General features: G+C 72.2%; 17 protein-coding genes. 6 read left to right on the top strand and 11 right to left on the bottom strand.

Going from position 1 to position 19152, the window contains the following annotated elements; genetic code table 11:
- Positions 1-64: 64 nt before the first annotated feature.
- Positions 65-856 (top strand): SDR family oxidoreductase, encoded by a 792-nt coding sequence (locus ACIQCJ_RS15870; protein WP_402711751.1) that lies wholly within the window; start codon positions 65-67, stop codon positions 854-856.
- Here ACIQCJ_RS15870 and ACIQCJ_RS15865 read toward each other — a convergent pair.
- From ACIQCJ_RS15865 to ACIQCJ_RS15855, 3 genes are all read right to left on the bottom strand, one after another.
- Positions 837-1325 carry a GNAT family N-acetyltransferase gene (locus ACIQCJ_RS15865; RefSeq protein ID WP_401311650.1) on the bottom strand — a complete coding sequence of 163 codons (489 nt, stop codon included), beginning with the start codon at positions 1323-1325 and terminating at the stop codon, positions 837-839. The genes ACIQCJ_RS15870 and ACIQCJ_RS15865 overlap by 20 nt on opposite strands.
- 76 nt (positions 1326-1401) lie before the next feature.
- A complete protein-coding gene (gene aceB, locus ACIQCJ_RS15860; RefSeq protein ID WP_355338974.1) occupies positions 1402-3021 on the bottom strand; it encodes a malate synthase A in 1620 nt (539 codons plus the stop codon).
- 129 nt (positions 3022-3150) lie between these two features.
- Positions 3151-3816 carry a nucleotidyltransferase family protein gene (locus ACIQCJ_RS15855; RefSeq protein ID WP_355338977.1) on the bottom strand — a complete coding sequence of 222 codons (666 nt, stop codon included), beginning with the start codon at positions 3814-3816 and terminating at the stop codon, positions 3151-3153.
- 118 nt (positions 3817-3934) lie between these two features.
- Between ACIQCJ_RS15855 and ACIQCJ_RS15850 the strand changes: the two genes are divergently transcribed.
- Both ACIQCJ_RS15850 and ACIQCJ_RS15845 read left to right on the top strand, forming a co-directional pair.
- On the top strand, positions 3935-5653 hold the full coding sequence (locus ACIQCJ_RS15850; RefSeq protein WP_402711648.1) for a hypothetical protein: 1719 nt from the start codon (positions 3935-3937) through the stop codon (positions 5651-5653).
- 72 nt (positions 5654-5725) lie between these two features.
- Positions 5726-6043 (top strand): DUF5955 family protein, encoded by a 318-nt coding sequence (locus ACIQCJ_RS15845; RefSeq protein ID WP_355338983.1) that lies wholly within the window; start codon positions 5726-5728, stop codon positions 6041-6043.
- Positions 6044-6122: 79 nt separating this feature from the next.
- On the opposite strand, the gene ACIQCJ_RS15840 is transcribed toward ACIQCJ_RS15845, so the two are convergent.
- Positions 6123-6899, bottom strand: coding sequence for an IclR family transcriptional regulator C-terminal domain-containing protein (locus tag ACIQCJ_RS15840; RefSeq protein ID WP_391049472.1), 777 nt, complete (start codon positions 6897-6899; stop codon positions 6123-6125).
- A 233-nt stretch (positions 6900-7132) separates the two neighbouring features.
- Here ACIQCJ_RS15840 and allB point away from each other — a divergent pair, with 233 nt between their 5' ends.
- Positions 7133-8494 carry an allantoinase AllB gene (gene allB / locus ACIQCJ_RS15835; RefSeq protein WP_402711647.1) on the top strand — a complete coding sequence of 454 codons (1362 nt, stop codon included), beginning with the start codon at positions 7133-7135 and terminating at the stop codon, positions 8492-8494.
- A gap of 74 nt (positions 8495-8568) precedes the next feature.
- Here the strand turns inward: allB and ACIQCJ_RS15830 are convergent, their stop codons facing one another.
- Genes ACIQCJ_RS15830 through ACIQCJ_RS15815 form a run of 4 tightly spaced genes read right to left on the bottom strand, consistent with a single transcriptional unit; the run spans position 8569 to position 13156 of the window.
- Complete coding sequence (locus tag ACIQCJ_RS15830; RefSeq protein ID WP_355338992.1) at positions 8569-9924, bottom strand: GH1 family beta-glucosidase; 1356 nt, start codon at positions 9922-9924, stop codon at positions 8569-8571.
- Between the two features lie 19 nt (positions 9925-9943).
- A complete protein-coding gene (locus tag ACIQCJ_RS15825; RefSeq protein WP_355338995.1) occupies positions 9944-10813 on the bottom strand; it encodes a carbohydrate ABC transporter permease in 870 nt (289 codons plus the stop codon).
- Positions 10806-11804, bottom strand: coding sequence for a sugar ABC transporter permease (locus ACIQCJ_RS15820; RefSeq protein WP_355338998.1), 999 nt, complete (start codon positions 11802-11804; stop codon positions 10806-10808). Before ACIQCJ_RS15820 ends, ACIQCJ_RS15825 begins: the two co-directional genes overlap by 8 nt.
- Before the next feature lie 11 nt (positions 11805-11815).
- The gene (locus ACIQCJ_RS15815; RefSeq protein ID WP_391163612.1) at positions 11816-13156 is read right to left on the bottom strand and encodes an extracellular solute-binding protein; all 1341 of its coding nucleotides are present in this window, start codon (positions 13154-13156) and stop codon (positions 11816-11818) included.
- A 148-nt stretch (positions 13157-13304) separates the two neighbouring features.
- Between ACIQCJ_RS15815 and ACIQCJ_RS15810 the strand changes: the two genes are divergently transcribed.
- On the top strand, positions 13305-14612 hold the full coding sequence (locus tag ACIQCJ_RS15810; RefSeq protein WP_355339004.1) for an ROK family transcriptional regulator: 1308 nt from the start codon (positions 13305-13307) through the stop codon (positions 14610-14612).
- A gap of 93 nt (positions 14613-14705) precedes the next feature.
- Positions 14706-15530: an AIM24 family protein gene (locus ACIQCJ_RS15805; RefSeq protein ID WP_391049479.1), complete on the top strand. Its 825-nt coding sequence runs from the start codon at positions 14706-14708 to the stop codon at positions 15528-15530.
- 50 nt (positions 15531-15580) lie between these two features.
- On the opposite strand, the gene aroA is transcribed toward ACIQCJ_RS15805, so the two are convergent.
- From aroA to ACIQCJ_RS15790, 3 genes are all read right to left on the bottom strand, one after another.
- Positions 15581-16816 (bottom strand): 3-phosphoshikimate 1-carboxyvinyltransferase, encoded by a 1236-nt coding sequence (gene aroA / locus ACIQCJ_RS15800; RefSeq protein ID WP_401719581.1) that lies wholly within the window; start codon positions 16814-16816, stop codon positions 15581-15583.
- Positions 16817-16914: 98 nt separating this feature from the next.
- The gene (locus ACIQCJ_RS15795) at positions 16915-18114 is read right to left on the bottom strand and encodes a cytochrome P450 (RefSeq protein WP_402711646.1); all 1200 of its coding nucleotides are present in this window, start codon (positions 18112-18114) and stop codon (positions 16915-16917) included.
- A gap of 56 nt (positions 18115-18170) precedes the next feature.
- The gene (locus ACIQCJ_RS15790) at positions 18171-18794 is read right to left on the bottom strand and encodes a bifunctional 4-hydroxy-2-oxoglutarate aldolase/2-dehydro-3-deoxy-phosphogluconate aldolase (RefSeq protein WP_355339016.1); all 624 of its coding nucleotides are present in this window, start codon (positions 18792-18794) and stop codon (positions 18171-18173) included.
- Positions 18795-19152: the final 358 nt, after the last annotated feature.

The following is a 19152-nucleotide window of genomic DNA, read 5'->3' as shown; positions in this document are numbered from 1 at the left end:
GAGCCCGACCGAGCCCGTATCCGCCGAAGGCTCCGCCGCCGAGCCCGCCACGGGGGCCGTCACCCTGGTCACCGGCGGCACCGGCACCCTCGGCCGCGCGCTGGTCGACCGGCTGCTCGCCGCCGGCCGCCCGGTACGCGTGCTCAGCCGCGGCCCGCGCGGGGCCGACGACGCGCGGCCGTACGAGTGGGCGGTCGGCGACCTGCGGACCGGCGTCGGCATCGACGGCGCGCTCTTCGACGGCGTCGGCACGATCGCGCACTGCGCGACCACCAACGGCCGCGGCGACGTCGAGGCCACCGAGCGGCTGACCGGAGCGGCGGTGCGCGCGGGCGGCGACCCGCACCTGGTGTACATCTCGATCGTCGGCGTCGACCGCGTCCCGCTCGGCTACTACCGCGCCAAACTCGCCGCGGAGACCGTCGTGGAGCAGTGCGGGCTGCCGTGGACGGTGCTGCGCACCACGCAGTTCCACGACCTGGTGGCCCGGCTCACCGTCGCGCAGCGGCGGCTGCCCGCGATCCTGACGCTGTCCGGAGTGAGCTTCCAGCCGGTCGACGTCACCGAGGTCGCAGACCGGCTCGTGGAGCTGGCCGGAGGCGAACCCGTGGGCCACGCACCGGACTTGGGCGGTCCGCAGATCCGCAGCGCCGCCGATCTGACCCGCGCGACCCTGCGCGCGGCGGGCCGCCGCAGGCTCGTCGTACCGCTGCGGCTGCCCGGCGCCCTGGCGGGCGCGCTGCGCGCGGGCGGCAATCTGACCCCCGATCACGCCGACGGCCGGATCACCTACGACTCCTGGCTCGCCGCCCGCACCCCGCCGAGGAAGCCGGGGCTCACAGCGCCCGGTGCATGATGTGCAGGCCGACGTAGCCCAGACGCGGATGCCGGAACCCCTCGGGGACCGTACCGATCACCCGGAAGCCCAGTGACTCGTACAGCTTCACCGCGTACGTGTTGGACTCCACCACGGCGTTGAACTGCATGGCGCGGAAGCCCTCGCGCTCCGCCCAGCGCAGCGCCTCCTCGCACAGCGCGCGGCCCGCACCGCGGCCGCGGTGCGCGGGGTCGACCATGAAGCTGGCGCTGGAGACATGGGCGGCGTTGCCGCCCTGGTTGGCGTTCATCTTGGCGGTGCCGAGCACCGTGCCGTCGTCGCCGACGGCCACGACCGTCCGCGCGGGCGGCGCGAGCAGCCAGTAGTCCCTGGCCGTCGCCTCCGGGATGTCCGTCGGATAGCTGAAGGTCTCGCCGTCCGCGCAGATCCGCCGCAGGAACGGCCAGATCCGCGGCCAGTCGGCCTCGGTCACATCACGGATGAGCATGCGGAGCAGCATGAACGGCCGCCGGCGCCGGGTGCAAGCGCGTTTCGGCGCGGCGGCCGTTCCCGGGCGCCGGGGCTCAGTCCGCCAGCAACTCGTAGGCGGGCAGCGTCAGGAAGTCGACGTACTCCGCGTCGAGCGCCGTGCGCAGCAGCAGCTCATGGGCCTCGGTCCACTTGCCCGCCGCGAACGCCTCCTCGCCGATCTCCTCGCGGATCGCGGCGAGTTCGTCGGCGGCCACCCGCAGCACGAGGTCGTGGGTCGCTTTCTCGCCGTTCTCGAAGACGACCCCCGCGTTGATCCACTGCCAGATCTGCGAGCGGGAGATCTCGGCGGTGGCGGCGTCCTCCATCAGGTTGAAGATCGCCACCGCGCCGAGGCCGCGCAGCCACGCCTCGATGTAACGGGTGCCGACCTGCACCGCGTTGCGCAGCCCGTCGAAGGTCGGCTTCGCGTCCAGCGAGGCGATGTCGATCAGCTCGGCCGCGGTGACGTGCACGTCCTCGCGCAGCCGGTCCTTCTGGTTCGGCCGGTCGCCGAGGACCGCGTCGAAGGAGGCGCGGGCGATCGGCACCAGGTCGGGGTGCGCGACCCACGAGCCGTCGAAACCGTCCCCGGCCTCACGGTCCTTGTCCGCCCTGACCTTCTCGAACGCGACCTTGTTGACCTCCGCGTCGCGCCGGGACGGGATGAAGGCGGCCATCCCGCCGATCGCGTGCGCGCCGCGCTTGTGGCAGGTGCGCACCAGCAGTTCGGTGTACGCACGCATGAACGGGGCCGTCATCGTCACCGCGTTGCGGTCCGGGAGCACGAAACGGGCGCCGCCGTCACGGAAGTTCTTGACGATGGAGAAGAGGTAGTCCCAGCGGCCCGCGTTCAACCCCGAAGCGTGGTCGCGCAGTTCGTACAGGATCTCGTCCATCTCGTACGCGGCGGTGATCGTCTCGATCAGCACGGTCGCGCGCACGGTGCCCTGCGGGACGCCCACGTAGTCCTGCGCGAAGACGAACACGTCGTTCCACAGCCGGGCTTCGAGGTGCGACTCGGTCTTGGGCAGGTAGAAGTACGGGCCCTTGCCGAGGTCGATCAGCCGCTGGGCGTTGTGGAAGAAGTACAGGCCGAAGTCGACCAGGCCGCCGGGGATCTGCTCGCCGTCCACGGTGAGGTGGCGTTCCGGCAGGTGCCAGCCGCGCGGGCGCATCACGACGGTGGCCAGGTCCGCCGGGTCGCCGAGCGCGTACGACTTGCCCTCGGGGGAGGTGAAGTCGATCCTGCGCTCGTAGGCGTCGATCATGTTGACCTGGCCGCCGATGACGTTCTCCCAGGTGGGGGCGGAGGCGTCCTCGAAGTCGGCGAGCCAGATCCGCGCGCCGGAGTTCAGCGCGTTGATGGTCATCTTGCGGTCGGTGGGGCCGGTGATCTCCACCCGGCGGTCGTCGAGCGCGGCGGGCGCGGGGGCGACCCGCCAGTCGCCGTCCCGGATGTGCGCGGTCTCCGGGAGGAAGTCGAGGGTGCCGGTGCGGGCGATCCCGGCGCGCCGCTCCTGGCGGCGGGCCAGCAACTCGGCGCGGCGGGGCGCGAAACGGCGGTGCAGCTCGGCGAGGAACACCAGCGCCTCGGGGGTCAGCACCTCCTCCGCGCGGGGGACGGGCCCGGCGGCCTCGGAGACGACGGCCGGAGACGGCGCTGATGCGGACATGCTGTCACTGCTCCAGAGTGCGAGTGTGTCTGGCGCCCGCCGGGGTGCGGGACTGGCACCGGGTGCCAGGGCCGGTCCGAGGTACGGGCGGTTCTGCAAGGTGGAGTATAGATTTCACAGTGCGGAAGTTCAACGCTTTGTGGCACGGGGTGCAGCCGCAGGCTCCGCCGGGTCCGGGGCGGGCCGGAGAAGCCCCAGGTCGGCGGGGGTGTCGATATCGGCCGGGTCGCCGATGTCACCGCACTCCACGAGCACGGTGTGGTCGGCGTGCTCGCGCAGATACGTACGCGCCCCGCGGTCCCCGGTGGCGCTGCCCGCGACCCCGGCCCAGCGGGCGCCCCCGATCAGCACCGGGTGGCCGCGCCTGCCGTCGTACACCGCGCAGGCCAGGGCCGACACCAGGGCCTCGCCTCCACCGGCCGCCGCCAGCACGCGGGCGACGGCAGCCGCGCCCACGCCGGGCTGGTCCACCAGGCCGATCAGCGCCGCGGCCGGGGCGTCGGCCGACGCCGCGAGCGAGGCGAGCCCGGCCCGCAGCGAGGAGCCCATGCCCTCCTCCCAGCGCGGATTGCGCACCACCACGCAGCCGGAGAGGTCGGCGCGCTCCACCACCTCGTCGGCCGCCGCGCCCAGCACCACGTGCACCGGGCCGCAGCCGCCCGCGCGCAGCACCCGTACCGCGTGCTCCACCAACGGCCGCCCCTCGTACGGCAGCAGCGCCTTCGGCCGCCCGCCCAGCCGCCGCCCGCCACCGGCCGCCAGCAGCAGTCCGGCTACCTCGCCCTTTGTGTGCATAACTCCTGCATACCGTGACGGGACCATGGCCGAACAGGCCGCGGTCGGCGTGGCGTGTTCCGGTATCGTCGGCGTGAGGGCCGGAAGGGGCGGTGACCGGCCGAGGGAACGGGGACTGATGGGCGCTCAGCACTTCCAGCCGCTGACGGCCGAGGATCCGACCGGCGTCCCGGGCTACCGGATCAGCGCGCGGCTCGGCGGGCGCGTCTACCTCGCGCACGCGCCGGGCGGCATACCGGTCGCGCTCCGCCTGATCGACCGGCTTCCGCCCGACGTCCACGCCCTGCGGCAGGTGCACGGGCCCTACGTCGTCCCCTTCGTCGACGGCGGCACCGACGACTCCGGCGCGGGCCCCTGGCTCGCCACCGCGTACGTCCCCGGCCTCTCGCTGCGCACCGCCGTCACCACCACAGGGCCGCTCCCCGTCCCCAGCGTCCTGCGGCTCGTCGCCGGAATCGCCGAAGCGCTGCGCACCATCCACCACCGCGGCCTCACCCATGCCGCCCTCACCCCCGCCCACGTCCTCCTCGCCGCCGACGGCCCCCGCGTCAAGGACTTCGCCCTGACGGGCGTGGCCGCATCCGATACGTCAGCCGCCGCGTCGTCGGCGAGCCGGACGGCGCCCGCGGGCGCCGCGGAGGGCTCGCCCGCCCAGGGACCGGCCCCCGTCTCGCTCATGGGGGAACCCGTCGCCGACGAGCCGCCCGCCGCGGCGGCGTTCCTGGCGCCCGAGCAGGTGGCGGGGAAGGCCGGGGGGCCCGCGGCCGATGTGTTCTCACTGGGGCTGATCGCCGCGTACGCGGCCGTCGGAGGGGCGGCCGTCGGGGGCGGGGAGGCGGATCTCAACGAGCTGCCGGGGGAGCTGCGGGAGATCGTGACGCGGTGCCTGATCAAGGACCCCGCGCTGCGGCCGTCGCCCGCGCAGATCATCGCGATGTGCGCGCAGGCGGCGCCCGACGCGTCGCGGCGGCGGGCGGACCGGTGGCTGCCGCCCGCGCTGCTGGCGGCGATCGTTCCGGCGATGCCGCCGCCCGCGCCGCCGATACCGGTGGCGCCGCCGACCGGGCATCCGGGATCGCTGCACTACGGGTGGGCGCGGCCGAGCGCCGGGCACGTACCGTACCGCCCCCACCTGCCGCACTTGCCGCACCTCCCGCGCCCGCCCGCCCGGCGCCGGGGCGGCACCGTCCTGGCGGCGGTCGCCGCCCTGGCGGTCGTGGCCGCCGTCGGGGCCGTCCTCCTCGACCGCTCCGACGACGACCACCGCGCGAGCGGCGCGTCCACCGCCTCCACCGCGCCCGCCGCGGCGCCCACCACCTCGCCGCCGGACTCCGGCGCAGGAGGCGGGGACGCGACCGGCGCACCCGAGCAGCCGAGCGGCATCCGTTACGCGGGCATACGGCTCCCGGCGGGCTCGGGCCTGTCGCTGACCCAGGACCCGCCCGTGGTGCTCCCCGGCCCCTTCACCGGGGACATCGGCTTCACCCCGGAGCCCGAGGCGTTCGGCACCGACCCCGCCCACGGCACCGTCGCCCTGCTGGACCCGGCCGCGCCCGACACCCTCGCGGGCTGCCGCGGCGCCGCCGCCGCAAGCCCTTCCATCCCGCGGGACTCGGTGAGCGCGGGCTCGCGCGTCTGCGTACAGTCCGCCGACGGCACGGTCGCGCTGGTCGTCTTCCGCGCGCTGACACCGAAGGGCGCTCCGGCACCCAGTGCCAGTCTGGACGTCACCGTGTGGCGGACCGAGGGGCGCAGCGCCGAGGCCAACCAGGACGGCATTCCAAACCCACAAGCGCTCGGCACCGTGAATTTGGCGCATTTTTCGAAGACCGTATAGCGCGACCGGCTTCGCTTCGCGTTAACTGATCGGCCCCGGAGGCCACGTCGGAGAACCGGGGGCGGAGTGGGTGTGAGGCAGAAGTACGCGCTGGGGGAGACACAGGTGGTCAGTGCGCCGGGGGCGGCGGAATTACGGGCGGCGGTGGCTCGCGTTCAACGGGAACTCGCGGCGTATCGCCCGGCGTTGCCGGACCGCGCCGTCGCGGAGGACGAGCTGGCCGTCCTGGCCAGGCTCGCCGCGCAGCCGGCGCCGGCCGCGATACGCGACGCCGAGGCCGTTCGGCACTCTCTTTTACTCGTCGCCGCCGCTCTCGGTTCGGTCAGCGCCCTGACCGAACCGCTCGCGGAGCTGCACGAAACGGTGGAGCGCGCGACGCCGACGTGCTGACCGTGCGGGTGCCGTTCTTTACGGGCGCCGCCCGTGCGTGGGCCGGTCCCGGTCCATGGACGGGCGGAGGCCGTGCGCCTCAGGAGGACGGCGACGGCGCCGTCGTGGTGGCCAGGGCGAGCGACAGGGCCTGGGCCACCTCGTGGAGGACGGGGATGATCTTGTCGGTGGCGGATTCCGTGACCCGGCCGGCCGGGCCGGAGATGGAGATGGCGGCGGCGGTGGGGGAGTCGGGGACGGTGACGGCGAGGCAGCGGACGCCGACCTCTTGTTCGTTGTCGTCCACGGCGTAGCCCATCGCGCGGATGCGGCCGAGTTCGGTGAGGAAGTCGTCCGGGTCGGTGATGGTGCGGTCGGTGGCGGCGGGCATGCCGGTACGGGCGAGCAGGGCGCGTACCTCCTCCGGGGGAACGTCGGCGAGCAGGGCCTTGCCGACGCCGGTGGAGTGGGGGAGGACGCGGCGGCCGACCTCGGTGAACATCCGCATGGAGTGGCGGGAGGGGACCTGGGCCACGTAGACGACCTCGTCGCCGTCGAGCAGCGCCATGTTGGCGGTCTCGCCGGTGGCCTCGACCAGTTCGGCGAGGTAGGGGCGGGCCCAGGTGCCGAGCAGGCGGGAGGCGGTCTCGCCGAGGCGGATCAGGCGGGGGCCGAGCGCGTAGCGGCGGTTCGGCTGCTGGCGGACGTATCCGCAGCTCACGAGGGTGCGCATCAGGCGGTGGATGGTCGGCAGCGGGAGCCCGCTGCTGGAGGACAGCTCGCTGAGCCCCACCTCGCCGCCCGCGTCCGCCATGCGCTCCAGCAGGTCAAAGGCCCGTTCGAGGGACTGGACGCCCCCGGCGCGGTCAGCAGACACGTGCGATCCCCTCGGCAAGGTCGGCGTTCGTCGGCAATCATGGCGGTGCGGTGGTACGGCGGTGCGGCGGTACGGCAGTGCGCGAAGGCGTCGGCGGCCAGGTCACCAGCCGTGCCGACGGTGTTGCGAAATGCGGTTTCCGCTCTGCGGAAGCTTACACGCCCTTGACGGTGTGCGGGATCTTCCTGCACATTGCGTTTCAACGAATTGTTGAAGGTGTGGTGGGAGGGTACGTGAAGGACGCGGAGGAACTGATCCTGCGCTCGCGGCGCGTCGTGACGCCGGAGGGCGAACGGCCCGCGGCGGTCGCCGTCAGCGGCGGAGTGATCAGCGCGGTGCGGCCCTACGAGGCCCCCGACCCGGCCGGTGCGCGCGTGGTCGACCTCGGCGACGACGTCCTGCTGCCCGGCCTGGTCGACACCCACGTGCACATCAACGACCCCGGCCGCACGGAGTGGGAAGGCTTCGCGACGGCCACCGCGGCGGCTGCGGCGGGCGGCATCACGACGCTCGTCGACATGCCGCTCAACAGCGTCCCGCCGACCACCACCACCGCGCATCTGACGGTCAAGCGGGAGACCGCGCGCGGCCGGGTGCACACCGACGTCGGCTTCTGGGGCGGCGCCGTCCCCGGCAACGTCAAGGACCTCCAACCCCTGCACGAAGCGGGCGTCTTCGGCTTCAAGTGCTTCCTGCTGCACTCCGGCGTCGACGAGTTCCCGCAGCTCGACCCGGCCGAACTGGAGGAAGCCCTCACCGAGCTGACCCGGTTCGACGCCCTGCTCATCGTGCACGCCGAGGACCCGGGGCTGATCGACGGCGCCCCGCGGCGCGGCGGCCCGCACTACGCCGACTTCCTCGCCTCCCGGCCGCGCGCCGCGGAGGACACCGCCGTCGCCGGTCTGATCGCGCTGGCCGAGCGGCTCGGCGCCCGCGTCCATGTGCTGCACCTGTCCTCCTCCGGGGCGCTGCCGCTGATCGCCGCGGCCAAGCGCGAGGGCGTCCGCGTCACGGTGGAGACCTGCCCGCACTTCCTCACCCTGACCGCGGAGGAAGTCCCGGACGGGGCAACGGAGTTCAAGTGCTGCCCGCCGATCCGCGAGGCCGCCAACCAGGACGCGCTCTGGCGGGCGCTGGCCGACGGCACCATCGACTGCGTGGTCTCCGACCACTCGCCGTCCACCGTCGACCTCAAGCGCAAGGACACCGGCGACTTCGCCGCCGCCTGGGGCGGCATCTCCTCGCTGCAACTCGGCCTGCCCGCGGTCTGGACCGAGGCCCGGCGCCGCGGCCACACCGTCGCCGACGTCGCCCGCTGGATGTCCGCGGGACCCGCCCGGCTCGCCGGACTCACCGCCAAGGGCGCCATCGCCGCGGGCTACGACGCCGACTTCGCGGTCCTCGCCCCCGAGGAGACCTTCACCGTCGACCCGGCCCGTCTGCACCACCGCAACCCGATCACCGCCTACGCGGGCAGGACCCTGCACGGTGTCGTACGCGGCACCTGGCTGCGCGGCGAGCGGATCGCCGACCACGGCGCGGTGACCGGCGAGCCCGTCGGCCGGCTCATCGAACGGCCGGCCGACGGGAGTTGAGACCCCGTCAGGGGCGGGCGCGCGGAAGGGGTGCCGCATCCCCGGGACGGCACCCCTCATCCGCGACCGCGATCTCAGGCCGCGCGCCGCACCCGGCGCCGATGGGCGGCGATGATGTCCGCGTAGCGGCGACCGCTGCCCTTGATCGTGCGCTTCTGCGTCGGGTAGTCGACGTGCACCAGACCGAAGCGCTTGTCGTAGCCGTACGCCCACTCGAAGTTGTCCAGCAGCGACCAGGCGTAGTAACCGGCCAGCGGCACCCCGCGGCGGACCGCCCTGGCGCAGGCGGCCAGGTGCTCCTCCAGGTAGGTGGCCCGCTCCGGGTCGTCGACCTGTCCGTCGGGACCGACGGTGTCGTGGTAGGCGGAACCGTTCTCCGTCACGAAGATCCGGCTCGCGCCGTACTCCTCGGAGAGCCGGACCAGAAGCTGCTCCAGGCCGTCGGCGTTGACCTCCCAGTCCATCGCGGTCCGCCGGACGCCCGGCAGGTACACCGACTTGGCGTACGGCGCGGGGCCCGTCGGGTCGTCCGTGATGACATTGCGGAAGTAGTAGTTCAGACCCAGCCAGTCCAGCGGAGCGGCGATCGACTCCAGGTCGCCGTCCTTGATCGGCAGGTCCACGCCGTACAGCTCCACCATGTCCTGCGGGTAGCCGCGGCCGTGGATCGGGTCCAGCCACCAGCGGTTGGTGTGTCCGTCCGCGCGCCGGGCGGCGGCCACGTCGGCGTCGCGGTCGGTGGCGGGCTCGCACGGGCTGAGGTTGTTCACGATGCCGATCCGCAGATCGGAGTGGGCCGCGCGCAGCGCCTGCACGGCCAGGCCGTGGCCGACGTGCAGGTGGTACGAGGCGCGGACCGCCGCCGTCAGGTCCGTCCAGCCGGGGGCCATGGTGCCCTCCAGGTGGCCGATCCACGCCGAGCACAGCGGCTCGTTGAGCGTCGCCCAGTCCTTGACACGGTCGCCGAGCGCCTGCCCGACGACGGCCGCGTACTCGCCGTACCGCTCGGCGGTCTCCCGCTCGGGCCAGCCGCCCCTGTCCTGCTGCGCCTGCGGCAGGTCCCAGTGGTAGAGCGTGGCGTTGGGCGTGATGCCCGCTTCGAGCAGGGCGTCGACCAGCCGGTCGTAGAAGGCGAGTCCGGCGGCGTTGACGGCGCCGGAACCCTGCGGGATCACCCGCGGCCACGCGATCGAGAAGCGGTAGGAGTCGAGGTCCAGGGCGCGCATCAGCTCCAGGTCCTCGGGCCAGCGGTGGTAGTGGTCACAGGCGACGTCGCCGGTGTCGCCGCCCGCGACCTTGCCGGGGGTTCGGGAGAAGGTGTCCCAGATGGACGGGGCCCGGCCGTCCTCGTCCACCCCGCCCTCGATCTGGTAGGCGGCGGTGGCCGCGCCCCAGACGAAATCGGCGGGAAGAGAGCTGAGGTCGTTCACAAGCAGCCTTTCGGTGGGGTCACTTGACGGCGCCGGCGGTGAGCCCGGCGACGAGGTAACGCTGGAGGAGGAGGAATCCGGCGACCACCGGCACACTCACCACGAGCGACGCGGCCATGACCTGGTTCCAGTACACGTCGTTCTGGCTGGCGTATCCGCGCAGACCCACGGCGAGTGTCCTGGTCGAGTCATTGGTCATGACGGACGCGAAGAGCACTTCGCCCCACGCCGTCATGAACGCGTAGACGCACACGGCGACGATGCCGGGGATGGCGGCCGGCACGACGACCCGGAACAGCGCGCCGAGCGGGCCGCAGCCGTCCACCTTCGCGGCCTCGTCGAGGTCGCGCGGGATGGAGTCGAAGTACCCGACCAGCATCCAGATGGAGAAGGGGAGGGAGAAGGTCAGATACGTGATGATCAGGCCGAGCCTGCTGCCGTAGAGCTGGATGCCCGTGCTGTTCCCGATGTTGACGAAGATCAGGAACAGCGGCAGCAGGAACAGGATGCCGGGGAACATCTGCGTCGACAGCACCGTGACGGTGAAGAACTGGCGGCCGGGGAAGCGGTAGCGGCTCACGCCGTACGCCGCGAAGATCGCGATGACCACCGAGAAGAGGGTGGCGCTCACCGACACGATCAGCGAGTTCATGAAGTAGTGCCCGAGCGGCACGGTCTTCCAGATGTCGACGTACGGCCGCAGGGTGAGGCCGTTCGGTATCCAGTGGAACGTGCCCTGCACGTCCTGCAACCGCTTCAGCGACGAACTGAGCATCACGTACACGGGAGTGAGCACGAAGAGCAGCAGCAGGGTCAGAACGACCCGGCGGGTCCACAGGAAGGACTTCGGGGAGGCCATCGGCGACGGCTGCACGGGGATCCTAGGCATCGACTTCCCGCTTCCGTGTGAACAGCAGGTAGAACGCGGTCACCACGAGCAGGAAGAGCAGCAGGAGCACGGACATCGCCGAGCCCGAGCCGAAGTTCCAGGTGATGAACGACGACTGGTAGATGTGGATGGAGATCAGGTCGGCCGCGTGCGGTGCGGAGTTGCCGAAGAGCACGAACGGCGTGTTGAAGTCGTTGAACGTCCACAGGAAGAGCACCAGGACCAGTACCTGGTTCACCGGCCGCAGCGACGGCAGGGTGATCTTGCGGATCTGCTGCCAGATGCCCGCGCCGTCCATCGCCGCGGCCTCGTACAGCTCGCGCGGGATGTTCTGGAGACCGGCCATCAGGCACAGGAACGCGAACGGCCAGGACTTCCACACCGACACGATGACCAGCGCCCAGAAGCTGTTGTCACCGATCAGCCAGAACGGCTTGTTGGAGGTGAGGTGCAACTGGTCGTGCAGTACGTGGTTCACCAGGCCGGTGTCCTGCTGGAACATGAACGCCCAGGTGATGACGGCCGCGTAGACCGGCAGCGCGTACGGCACCAGGAAGATCGCGCGCATGATCGCCCGGCCGCGGAAGGCGTCCTGCATGAGGATCGCCGCCGCGGTGCCGATCAGCCAGGACAGGCCGACCGACAGGACGGTGAACATGACGGTCACCCAGAACGAGTGCAGCAGCGCCTCGCCGACGGGCTGGTCGAACTTGACCGCCACGCGGTAGTTGTCGAGACCGGTCCAGGGCGCGCTGCCCCAGTCGCGGATGAAGAACTGCGTGAGCCCTTTGAAGCTGATCACGATGCCGACGACCATCGGCACCAGGTGGATCAGCAGTTCCAGGATCAGTGCGGGGAAGAGCATGAGGTACGGCACGCCGACGCGGCGCAGCCGAGCGGGAATACGCGGCCGGAGCCGGCCCCTTCCGACGGGCTTGCCGTCGGAGGGGCCGGCCTCGGGAGCGCTCCGAGGAGGGGCAGTGGCAGTCATGGAGCCGATCCTTAGGAAGCGGGCATCTGCTGCTGCGCCTTGGTCAGCGCGGCCTTGACGGAGTCGGTCGAGACGTCCTTGCCGGCCGCGGCGTCCGCGAACAGGTCCTTGACCGCGGTACCGACCAGGGTCTCGAACTGGGCCTCGTTGGCGACCTGCGGCAGCGGGGCGGCGGAGCTGCCCAGCACGCTCGCGAGGGTCTTCAGGTCCGGGGTCTGGAAGGCGGGGTCGCTCTGCGCGGCCTTGACCGGCGGCAGCGAACCGTACGTCGAGTTGAGGGTCTTCTGCTCGGCGTCGCTGGTCATGAAGTTGACGAACTTCAGGGCGCCGTCGATGTTCTTGGAGTTCTTGAAGACCGCCATGTTGATACCGGCGACCATCGAGGTCACACCGGCGTCGCCGGTCGCGCCCGCCTGGAGGGTCGGGACGGGAACCACGCCGTACTGGTCGGGGTTCATGCCGTGCGACTTGATCGAGGTGGCGGCGGACTGCCACATCATCATCGCGGCCTTGCCGGTGGCGAAGTCGGTGATGGTCTGGTTCTGCGCGTACTCCGCGTTGCCCTTCGCGGCGATCTTGTCCTTGGCGATGAAGTCGACGTACTGCTTCACCGCGGCGACGTTGTTCGGGGTGTCGAAGGTCGCCTTGCCGGACGCGTCGAACCAGTCGGAGCCCCGCTGCTTGGCCAGCACGAAGGCGTGGTGGATGTTCTCGGAACCGTTGCCGCCCTCGACCGCGAGGCCGTAGTGGCCGTCCTTGGTGAGCTTCTTGCCGTCGGCGACCAGCTCGTCCCAGGTCTTGGGCGGGTTGGCTATGCCGGCGTCGGCGAACATCTTCTTGTTGTAGTACAGGCCGTACGCCATCGAGTACAGCGGCACCGCGGCCGGGTCCTTGCCGGCCGCGCCGGCGGCGGCGATCGACGCGGGCGCGAACTTGTCCTTGCCGCCGATCTTCGCGAAGGTCGCGTCGTCGAAGGGCAGCAGGGCGCCGGTGGCCTGGAGGGAGGCGGACCAGGTGTTGCCGATGTTCAGCACGTCGGGACCCTGGCCGGAAGTGGCCGCCGCGAGGATCCGGTTGAGCAGGTCGGACCACGGGATGACCTCCAGCTTGACCTTGATGCCGGTCTGCTGGGTGAACTTGGCGAGTTCGGGGGTGAGCACCTGCTTGTCGTTGTCCAGGCTGGTGCCCTGGTTGCTGGCCCAGTACGTCAGCGTCTTGCCGCCGCCGCCACTGGTGCTCTTGCCGCCGCTGCTGCTGTCGTCCGAGCCGCCACAGGCGGAGACGGTGAGACCGAGCGCGGCCACGAGGGCAGTGGCCGCGAGGAGTCTGCTGGAGGTGCTGGAGGTGCGCATAACGGGTCCCTCTCAGAGGTGGGTTCGCTTCAGGAAGTGAACAGCGCCTGTGCCTTAATTCAGGCCGTGATTTAACTTGTGAGAAAAGGTGGCGTCAAGACCCTGTGCAGCGATAGATTCACGCCGGACGAGACGGGAGGGCGACAAAGTGGCTGAACGCGGCAAGCGAACAGTGCGTGACCTGCGGCGGGGCAACCGTGCATCGCTTCTGCGTCATTTGTATTTCGAGGGACCCCTCAGCCGCCAGGAGTTGGGCCGGGACACCGGCCTCAGCGCCGGGTCGATCAGCAACGTCGTCGGCGAGCTGATCGCCGACGGCATGGTCGAGGAGGCGGGTGCCGTCGAGTCCGACGGCGGCCGGCCGCGCATCCTGCTCCAGGTCTCCGCCGGATACGGATACGTGGTCGGCGTGGACGTCGGCGAGACCCGCGTCAGGGTCGAGCTGTTCGACCTCGCGCTGACCGAACGGGCCGCGGCCGACCTGCCGTTGTCCGACAGCGGCCACGACGTCGACCACGTCGTACGGCTCGCGCTCGAAGGCATCGAGTCCGTGGTCCGCGAGGCCGGGATCGACGACAGCGAGGTGCTCGGCGTCGGCATCGGCGTCCCCGGCATCGTCGAGCAGGGCGACAACGCGCCCGGCGAGGGCGACGGCGTCGTCGTGCACGGCCAGACCATCGGCTGGGAAGCCGTCCCCTTCGGCCGCCTGCTGCGCGCCGGGACCGCCCTTCCGCTCTACATCGACAACGGTGCCAAGACCCTCGGCCAGGCCGAGATGTGGTTCGGCGGCGGACGCGGCTCCGGCAACGTCGTCATCGCCCTCATCGGCTCCGGCGTCGGCGCGGCCGTGGTCGCCGACGGCACCCCGTACCGCGGCGCGAGCAGCAGCGCGGGGGAGTGGGGCCACACCACGCTGCGGGTCGGCGGGCGCACCTGCCGCTGCGGCTCACGCGGCTGCCTGGAGGCGTACGTCGGCGCCGAGGCACTGCTCGGCCGCTGGCCGTCGGCGCCCACGGGGGTCAGCGAGGAGACCGGCCTGGCCGCTCTCATCGCCGCCGCCGACCACGACCCCGAGGCCGGGGGACTGCTCGCCGAGGCCGCCGAATACCTCGGCGCCGGGATCGCCGACCTGATCAACCTCTTCAACCCGCAGCGCATCGTCATCGGCGGCTGGGCGGGACTGCTGCTCGGCCCCCGGCTGCTGCCCACCGTCCGCGAGGTCGCCGCCGCGTACTCCCTGCACCACCCCTGCGCGCAGACCTCCATCGAACTGGGCAGGCTCGGCGCCGACGCGGTCACCGTGGGCGCCGCGACACTGCCGCTGGCCCGTTTCCTCGACGCGGGCGGCGAGCGGACCGTACGGCTGCCCGCGCAGCCCGCAGGGCCCGACGGCGGCGGCCCGGCACACGGCGGTCCGGGTCCGGCGCGGAACCGGATCGCGCGGGCGATACGTTGACGGTGAGGCTGGTGGTGTGCCGCGCCGGGGCTACGCTCGGCCCGGCGGCCACCCGCCCGCCGCACCTTGGCCCGTCGTCCTAGGAGTACCGCTGTGACCCTCCAGCAGCAGATCGTCGGCAACGCCATGCAGATGGCCGTCTGCACCCTCAGCCCGGGCCAGACGGTGTACTGCGAGGCGGGGAAGTTCCTGTTCAAGACGGCCAACGTCTCGATGGAGACGCGGCTGGGCGGCCCCGGCTCGGGCGGTTCAGGCGCAGGTTCCGGGTCCGGCTCCGGCGGCTCCGGTGTGGGCGGCATGCTCCGGCAGGCCATGGGCACCGCCATGCAGGTCGGCCAGCGCGCCCTGGCCGGGGAGTCGCTGGCCTTCCAGTACTTCACCGCCTCGGGCGGCGAGGGCACCGTCGGCTTCGCCGGTGTGCTCCCCGGCGAGATGCGCGCCCTCGAACTGACCGGCTCACGCGCCTGGTTCGCCGAGAAGGACGCCTTCGTCGCCGCCGAGTCCACCGTCCAGTTCGGCATCGCCTTCGCGGGCGGGCGCCAGGGCATGAGCGGCGGCGAGGGCTTCGTCCTGGAGAAGTTCACCGGCACCGGCACCGTGATCATCGCGGGCGCGGGCAACTTCATCGACCTCAACCCCGCCGAGTTCGGCGGCCGGATCGAGGTCGACACCGGCTGCATCGTCGCCTTCGAGGAGGGCATCCAGTACGGCGTCCAGCGCATCGGCGGCCTCAACCGCCAGGGCGTCATGAACGCCGTCTTCGGCGGCGAGGGCCTGTCCCTGGCCACCCTCGAAGGCAACGGCCGGGTCATCCTCCAGTCCATGACGATCGAAGGACTCGCCAACGCCCTCAAGAAGTCCCAGGGCGGCGACAAGCAGGGGCCCACCGGAGGTCTGTTCTCCACGCACGCGGGCTGACCCCGGCCGCCGCCGTTCCGGCCGGGGCGGGGTCCGGCACGCAGTGTCGGTCACACGCCCCAGTCGGCGCGCACCGAGGCGAAGAAGGAGTGGAAGTCGGGGAAGGTCTTCTTGACGCAGCCCGGCTCGTCGAAGGTGGTGCCCGGCGTGCGCAGCCCGGCGACCGCGAAGCTCATCGCGATGCGGTGGTCCCCGTGGCAGGCGATCTCGACCGGCGCGGGGGTCCCCGGCGCGATCTCGATCCAGTCGCGTCCCGTGGTGACCGTGATGCCCTGGCGCCGCAGATTCTCCGCGCACGCCTCCAGCCGGTCGCACTCCTTGACGCGGGTGTTGTAGACGTCCTCGATACGGACCGGCCCGTCGGCGAAGGGCGCGATGGCCGCGAGCGTCGGCATCGTGTCCGAGATGTCCCGCATGTTGACGGTGAGACCGCTCAGGCGGCCCGTGCCGGTGACGGTGGTGGCGTCCGGGCCGATCTCGACGTCGGCGCCCATCGACCGCAGGACGTCCACGAAGCGCAGGTCGCCCTGGAGGGCGTCCGCGCCGAGCCCCGGCACGGTCGCGGTGCGGCCGGACAGCGCGGCGGCGGCGAAGAAGTAGCTGGCCGTGGAGGCGTCGGGCTCGATCGGGTAGTCGACGGCGCGGTAGCCGCCCGGCGGCACCACGAAGGTCGCGCCCTCGCGCGCCACCTCGACGCCGAAGCGCCGCATCATCGCCAGCGTGATCTCCACATAGGGCGCGGAGACCAGGTCCGTGACGTGGATCCGCAGCCCCTCGGCCATCAGCGGCCCCGCGAGCAGCAGCGCCGTCAGGAACTGCGACGACAGCCCCGCGTCCAGGTCGATCGCCCCGCCCTTGAGACCGTCGGCGACCACCGTCAGCGGCAGATGCCCCTCGGCCTCCTCGTGCGTCAGGTCCACGCCCAGCGAGCGCAGCGCCGTCGTGAGCGGCGCGACCGGGCGGCGGCGCATCTGCGCGGACGCGTCGAAGCGGTACGTGCCGTGGCCCGCGGCGGCCAGCGCGGGCAGGAAGCGGGCGGCGGTGGCGGCGTCACGGCAGTACACGTCGGCCTCCGGCACGGCGGGCCCCGACGGGCGGCCGGTGATCCGCCACGCCTGCGGATCGCGCTCGACGCGGTACCCGAGCCGGGTCAGGCCCTCCGCGAACCCGTCGGTGTCGTCCGACAGCAGCGGCCGGCGCAGCACAGTGGTGCCCTCGGCGGCGGCGGCGAGAAAGAGCGCCCGGGCGGTCACCGACTTGGAACCGGGGACGGCGACGACTGACACGGGGTGCCTCCTGGCAGGTAAGGGGCGCGCGCGTACGGCTCGGCCGCCGCCGTGATTCTAGAGCCTGCCCCCGCACGGGCCCTGGCCGGGGAGAGCGGTCAGAAGGTCACCGGGAGGCGGTGCACACCGCGGATGAGGAGGCCGGGGCGCCAGGTCAGGGCGGCCGGGTCGGCGGCGAGCTCCAGGCCGGGGCAGCGGTCGAGCAGGGTCCTGACGGCGATCCGGCCTTCGAGCCGGGCCAGCGGCGCGCCGAGGCAGTAGTGGATGCCGTGGCCGAAGGCGAGGTGCCCCTGCGGGGAGCGGCGGATGTCGAACGTGTCGGGCGCCGGATAGCGGCCGGGGTCGCGGTCGGCGGACGCGAGGGCGATCAGGACGGAGTCGCCCGAGGGGACGCGTACGCCGCCGATCTCCAGGGTCTCGCGGGCGAACCGCCATGTCGTGGTCTCCACCGGACCGTCGTAGCGCAGCATCTCCTCGACGGCGCCGTCGAGCAGTCCGGGGTCGGCGAGCAGGGCGGCGAGCTGGTCGGGGTGCCGGAGCAGGGCGAGGACGCCGTTGGCGATGAGGTTGACGGTCGTCTCGTGCCCGGCGACCAGCAGCAGGAAGGCCATGCCCACCAGTTCGTCGGACGAGAGCCGGTCGCCGTCCTCGTACCGCGTACGGATCAGCGCGCTCAGCAGGTCGTCGCGCGGCGCGGTGCACCGCTTGTCCTCGATCAGCTTGACCAGGTACTCCGACATGGCCTGGACCGCGTCGGCCTCGGCCTCGGGGCCGGTGGGGCCGACGATCTCGTTGGACCAGCCGCGGAACGCCTCGCGGTCCAGGTCGGGCACGCCGAGCAGTTCACAGATGACGGTCATCGGCAGCGGGAAGGCGAGGGCGTCGACGAGGTCGGCGCTCCCGCCGGGCAGCATCGCCTCGACGAGGTCGTCGGTGATCGCCTGGACGCGCGGGCGCAGCGCCTCGACGCGGCGCGGGGTGAACTCCCGTGACACCAGCTTGCGCAGCCGGGTGTGCCGGGGCGGGTCGGCGTCCAGCATGTGGCTGGCGAAGCCGCCCGAGACGTCGCCGTCGGGCAGCAGCGACTGCCAGTTCTTGCTCAACCGGCTGTCGGCGAGCGCGGCGCGCGCCTCGTCGTGCCCGACGACCAGCCACATCGCGCCGGTGTCCGCCGTCCGGACGTGGTGGACGGGACCGCGCTCGCGCAGCCGCGCGTAGACGGGGTACGGGTCGGCGGTGAAGTCCTCGCCGTACGCGCGGGCGTAGACATGCAGATCCACCGTCTCCGGTGTGCTCACAGCTCCCCCTCGGGTCCGCGTCCCCCACGGACCAGCCTAACCAGGAGGCACGGCGTTCAGACGGTGTCCGCCAGCCGTTCCAGGAGCTCGGTCAGCCGTTTCGTCACGGTCTCGCGGTCGCCCGACGTCAGCGCCGAGCCCATGCCGACCGCGACGGCGCCCGACGCGACCCACGAGGGCGCGTCGGCCACGGTGATGCCGCCGCAGGGCAGCAGGGCCGCCTGCGGCATGATCGCCAGCACGTCGGTGACCCACGCGGGGGTGAACGAGGTGGCCGGATAGAGCGTCAGCGCGTCCGCGCCCAGTTCCATCGCCCGCACCACCTCGCCGGGCGTGGCGACCCCGGGGAACACCGGTACGCCGTACCGGTGGCCGGTCTTCAGCACGTCCTCGTCCAGGCTCGGCGACAGCAGGAACCGTGCGCCCGCGTCGATCGCCATCCGCGCCGACACCGCGTCCAGTACGGTCCCCGCGCCGATCACCGCGTCGTCCCCGACCTCGCGCACCAGCGTCGTCACCGCCTCCAGCGCGAAGGGCGTCGTCAGCGAGATCTCCAGCGTCGTCAGCCCCGCGGACAGCAGCGTGTCCGCCGTTGCCGCCGCCTGGTCGTAACTCTCGCTACGGATCGTGGCGAACACCCGCTGCGCCAGTGCGGCTCGCGTGGTTTCCCAGCGGTACACGGCGTATCGCCGTCCTTCCTGAGGCTGCGGGCTGCTGCGCGGGCGCACCGAAGCGCGCGGGCGCGAACGGACCGTGCGCCGGTGGGGCGGTGCACGCGATCAGCACGGTACCGGCAGCCGCCTCGCCTTTCGCCGGGGGTGGGGGCAGCTGTCACCGCAACGTGACATGAGAGGAGCATGAGACCTGCGGTAAGCCTGCCCCCTGTTCCGCCCCGCACCCATCCTTCAGGGCGGGGCGCTGGCGGGTTCGTTGCCGTGGGCGGTGAGCTGATCTTTTCAGGGGCGCGGGGAACGCACCTTCCTGTGTCCCAGATGGCGGCGGCTCGCCGGGGGGAACGGTTTTGCGGGGAGAGGACGG

Origin of the sequence: Streptomyces sp. NPDC093221, from assembly GCF_044753885.1 — a bacterium.
Lineage (GTDB): Bacteria > Actinomycetota > Actinomycetes > Streptomycetales > Streptomycetaceae > Actinacidiphila.
The sequence above is the reverse complement of the archived record's forward strand: the minus strand, read 5'-3'. Positions and strand labels throughout refer to the sequence as shown.

Excerpts from the sequence above, each read along its gene's own strand:
- ACIQCJ_RS15865 (WP_401311650.1), bottom strand. The coding sequence starts at position 1,325 with ATGCTCATCCGTGATGTGACCGAGGCCGACTGGCCGCGGATCTGGCCG.
- aceB (WP_355338974.1), bottom strand. The coding sequence starts at position 3,021 with ATGTCCGCATCAGCGCCGTCTCCGGCCGTCGTCTCCGAGGCCGCCGGG.
- ACIQCJ_RS15855 (WP_355338977.1), bottom strand. The coding sequence starts at position 3,816 with ATGCACACAAAGGGCGAGGTAGCCGGACTGCTGCTGGCGGCCGGTGGC.
- ACIQCJ_RS15850 (WP_402711648.1), top strand. The coding sequence starts at position 3,935 with ATGGGCGCTCAGCACTTCCAGCCGCTGACGGCCGAGGATCCGACCGGC.
- ACIQCJ_RS15825 (WP_355338995.1), bottom strand. The coding sequence starts at position 10,813 with ATGCCTAGGATCCCCGTGCAGCCGTCGCCGATGGCCTCCCCGAAGTCC.
- ACIQCJ_RS15820 (WP_355338998.1), bottom strand. The coding sequence starts at position 11,804 with ATGACTGCCACTGCCCCTCCTCGGAGCGCTCCCGAGGCCGGCCCCTCC.
- ACIQCJ_RS15815 (WP_391163612.1), bottom strand. The coding sequence starts at position 13,156 with ATGCGCACCTCCAGCACCTCCAGCAGACTCCTCGCGGCCACTGCCCTC.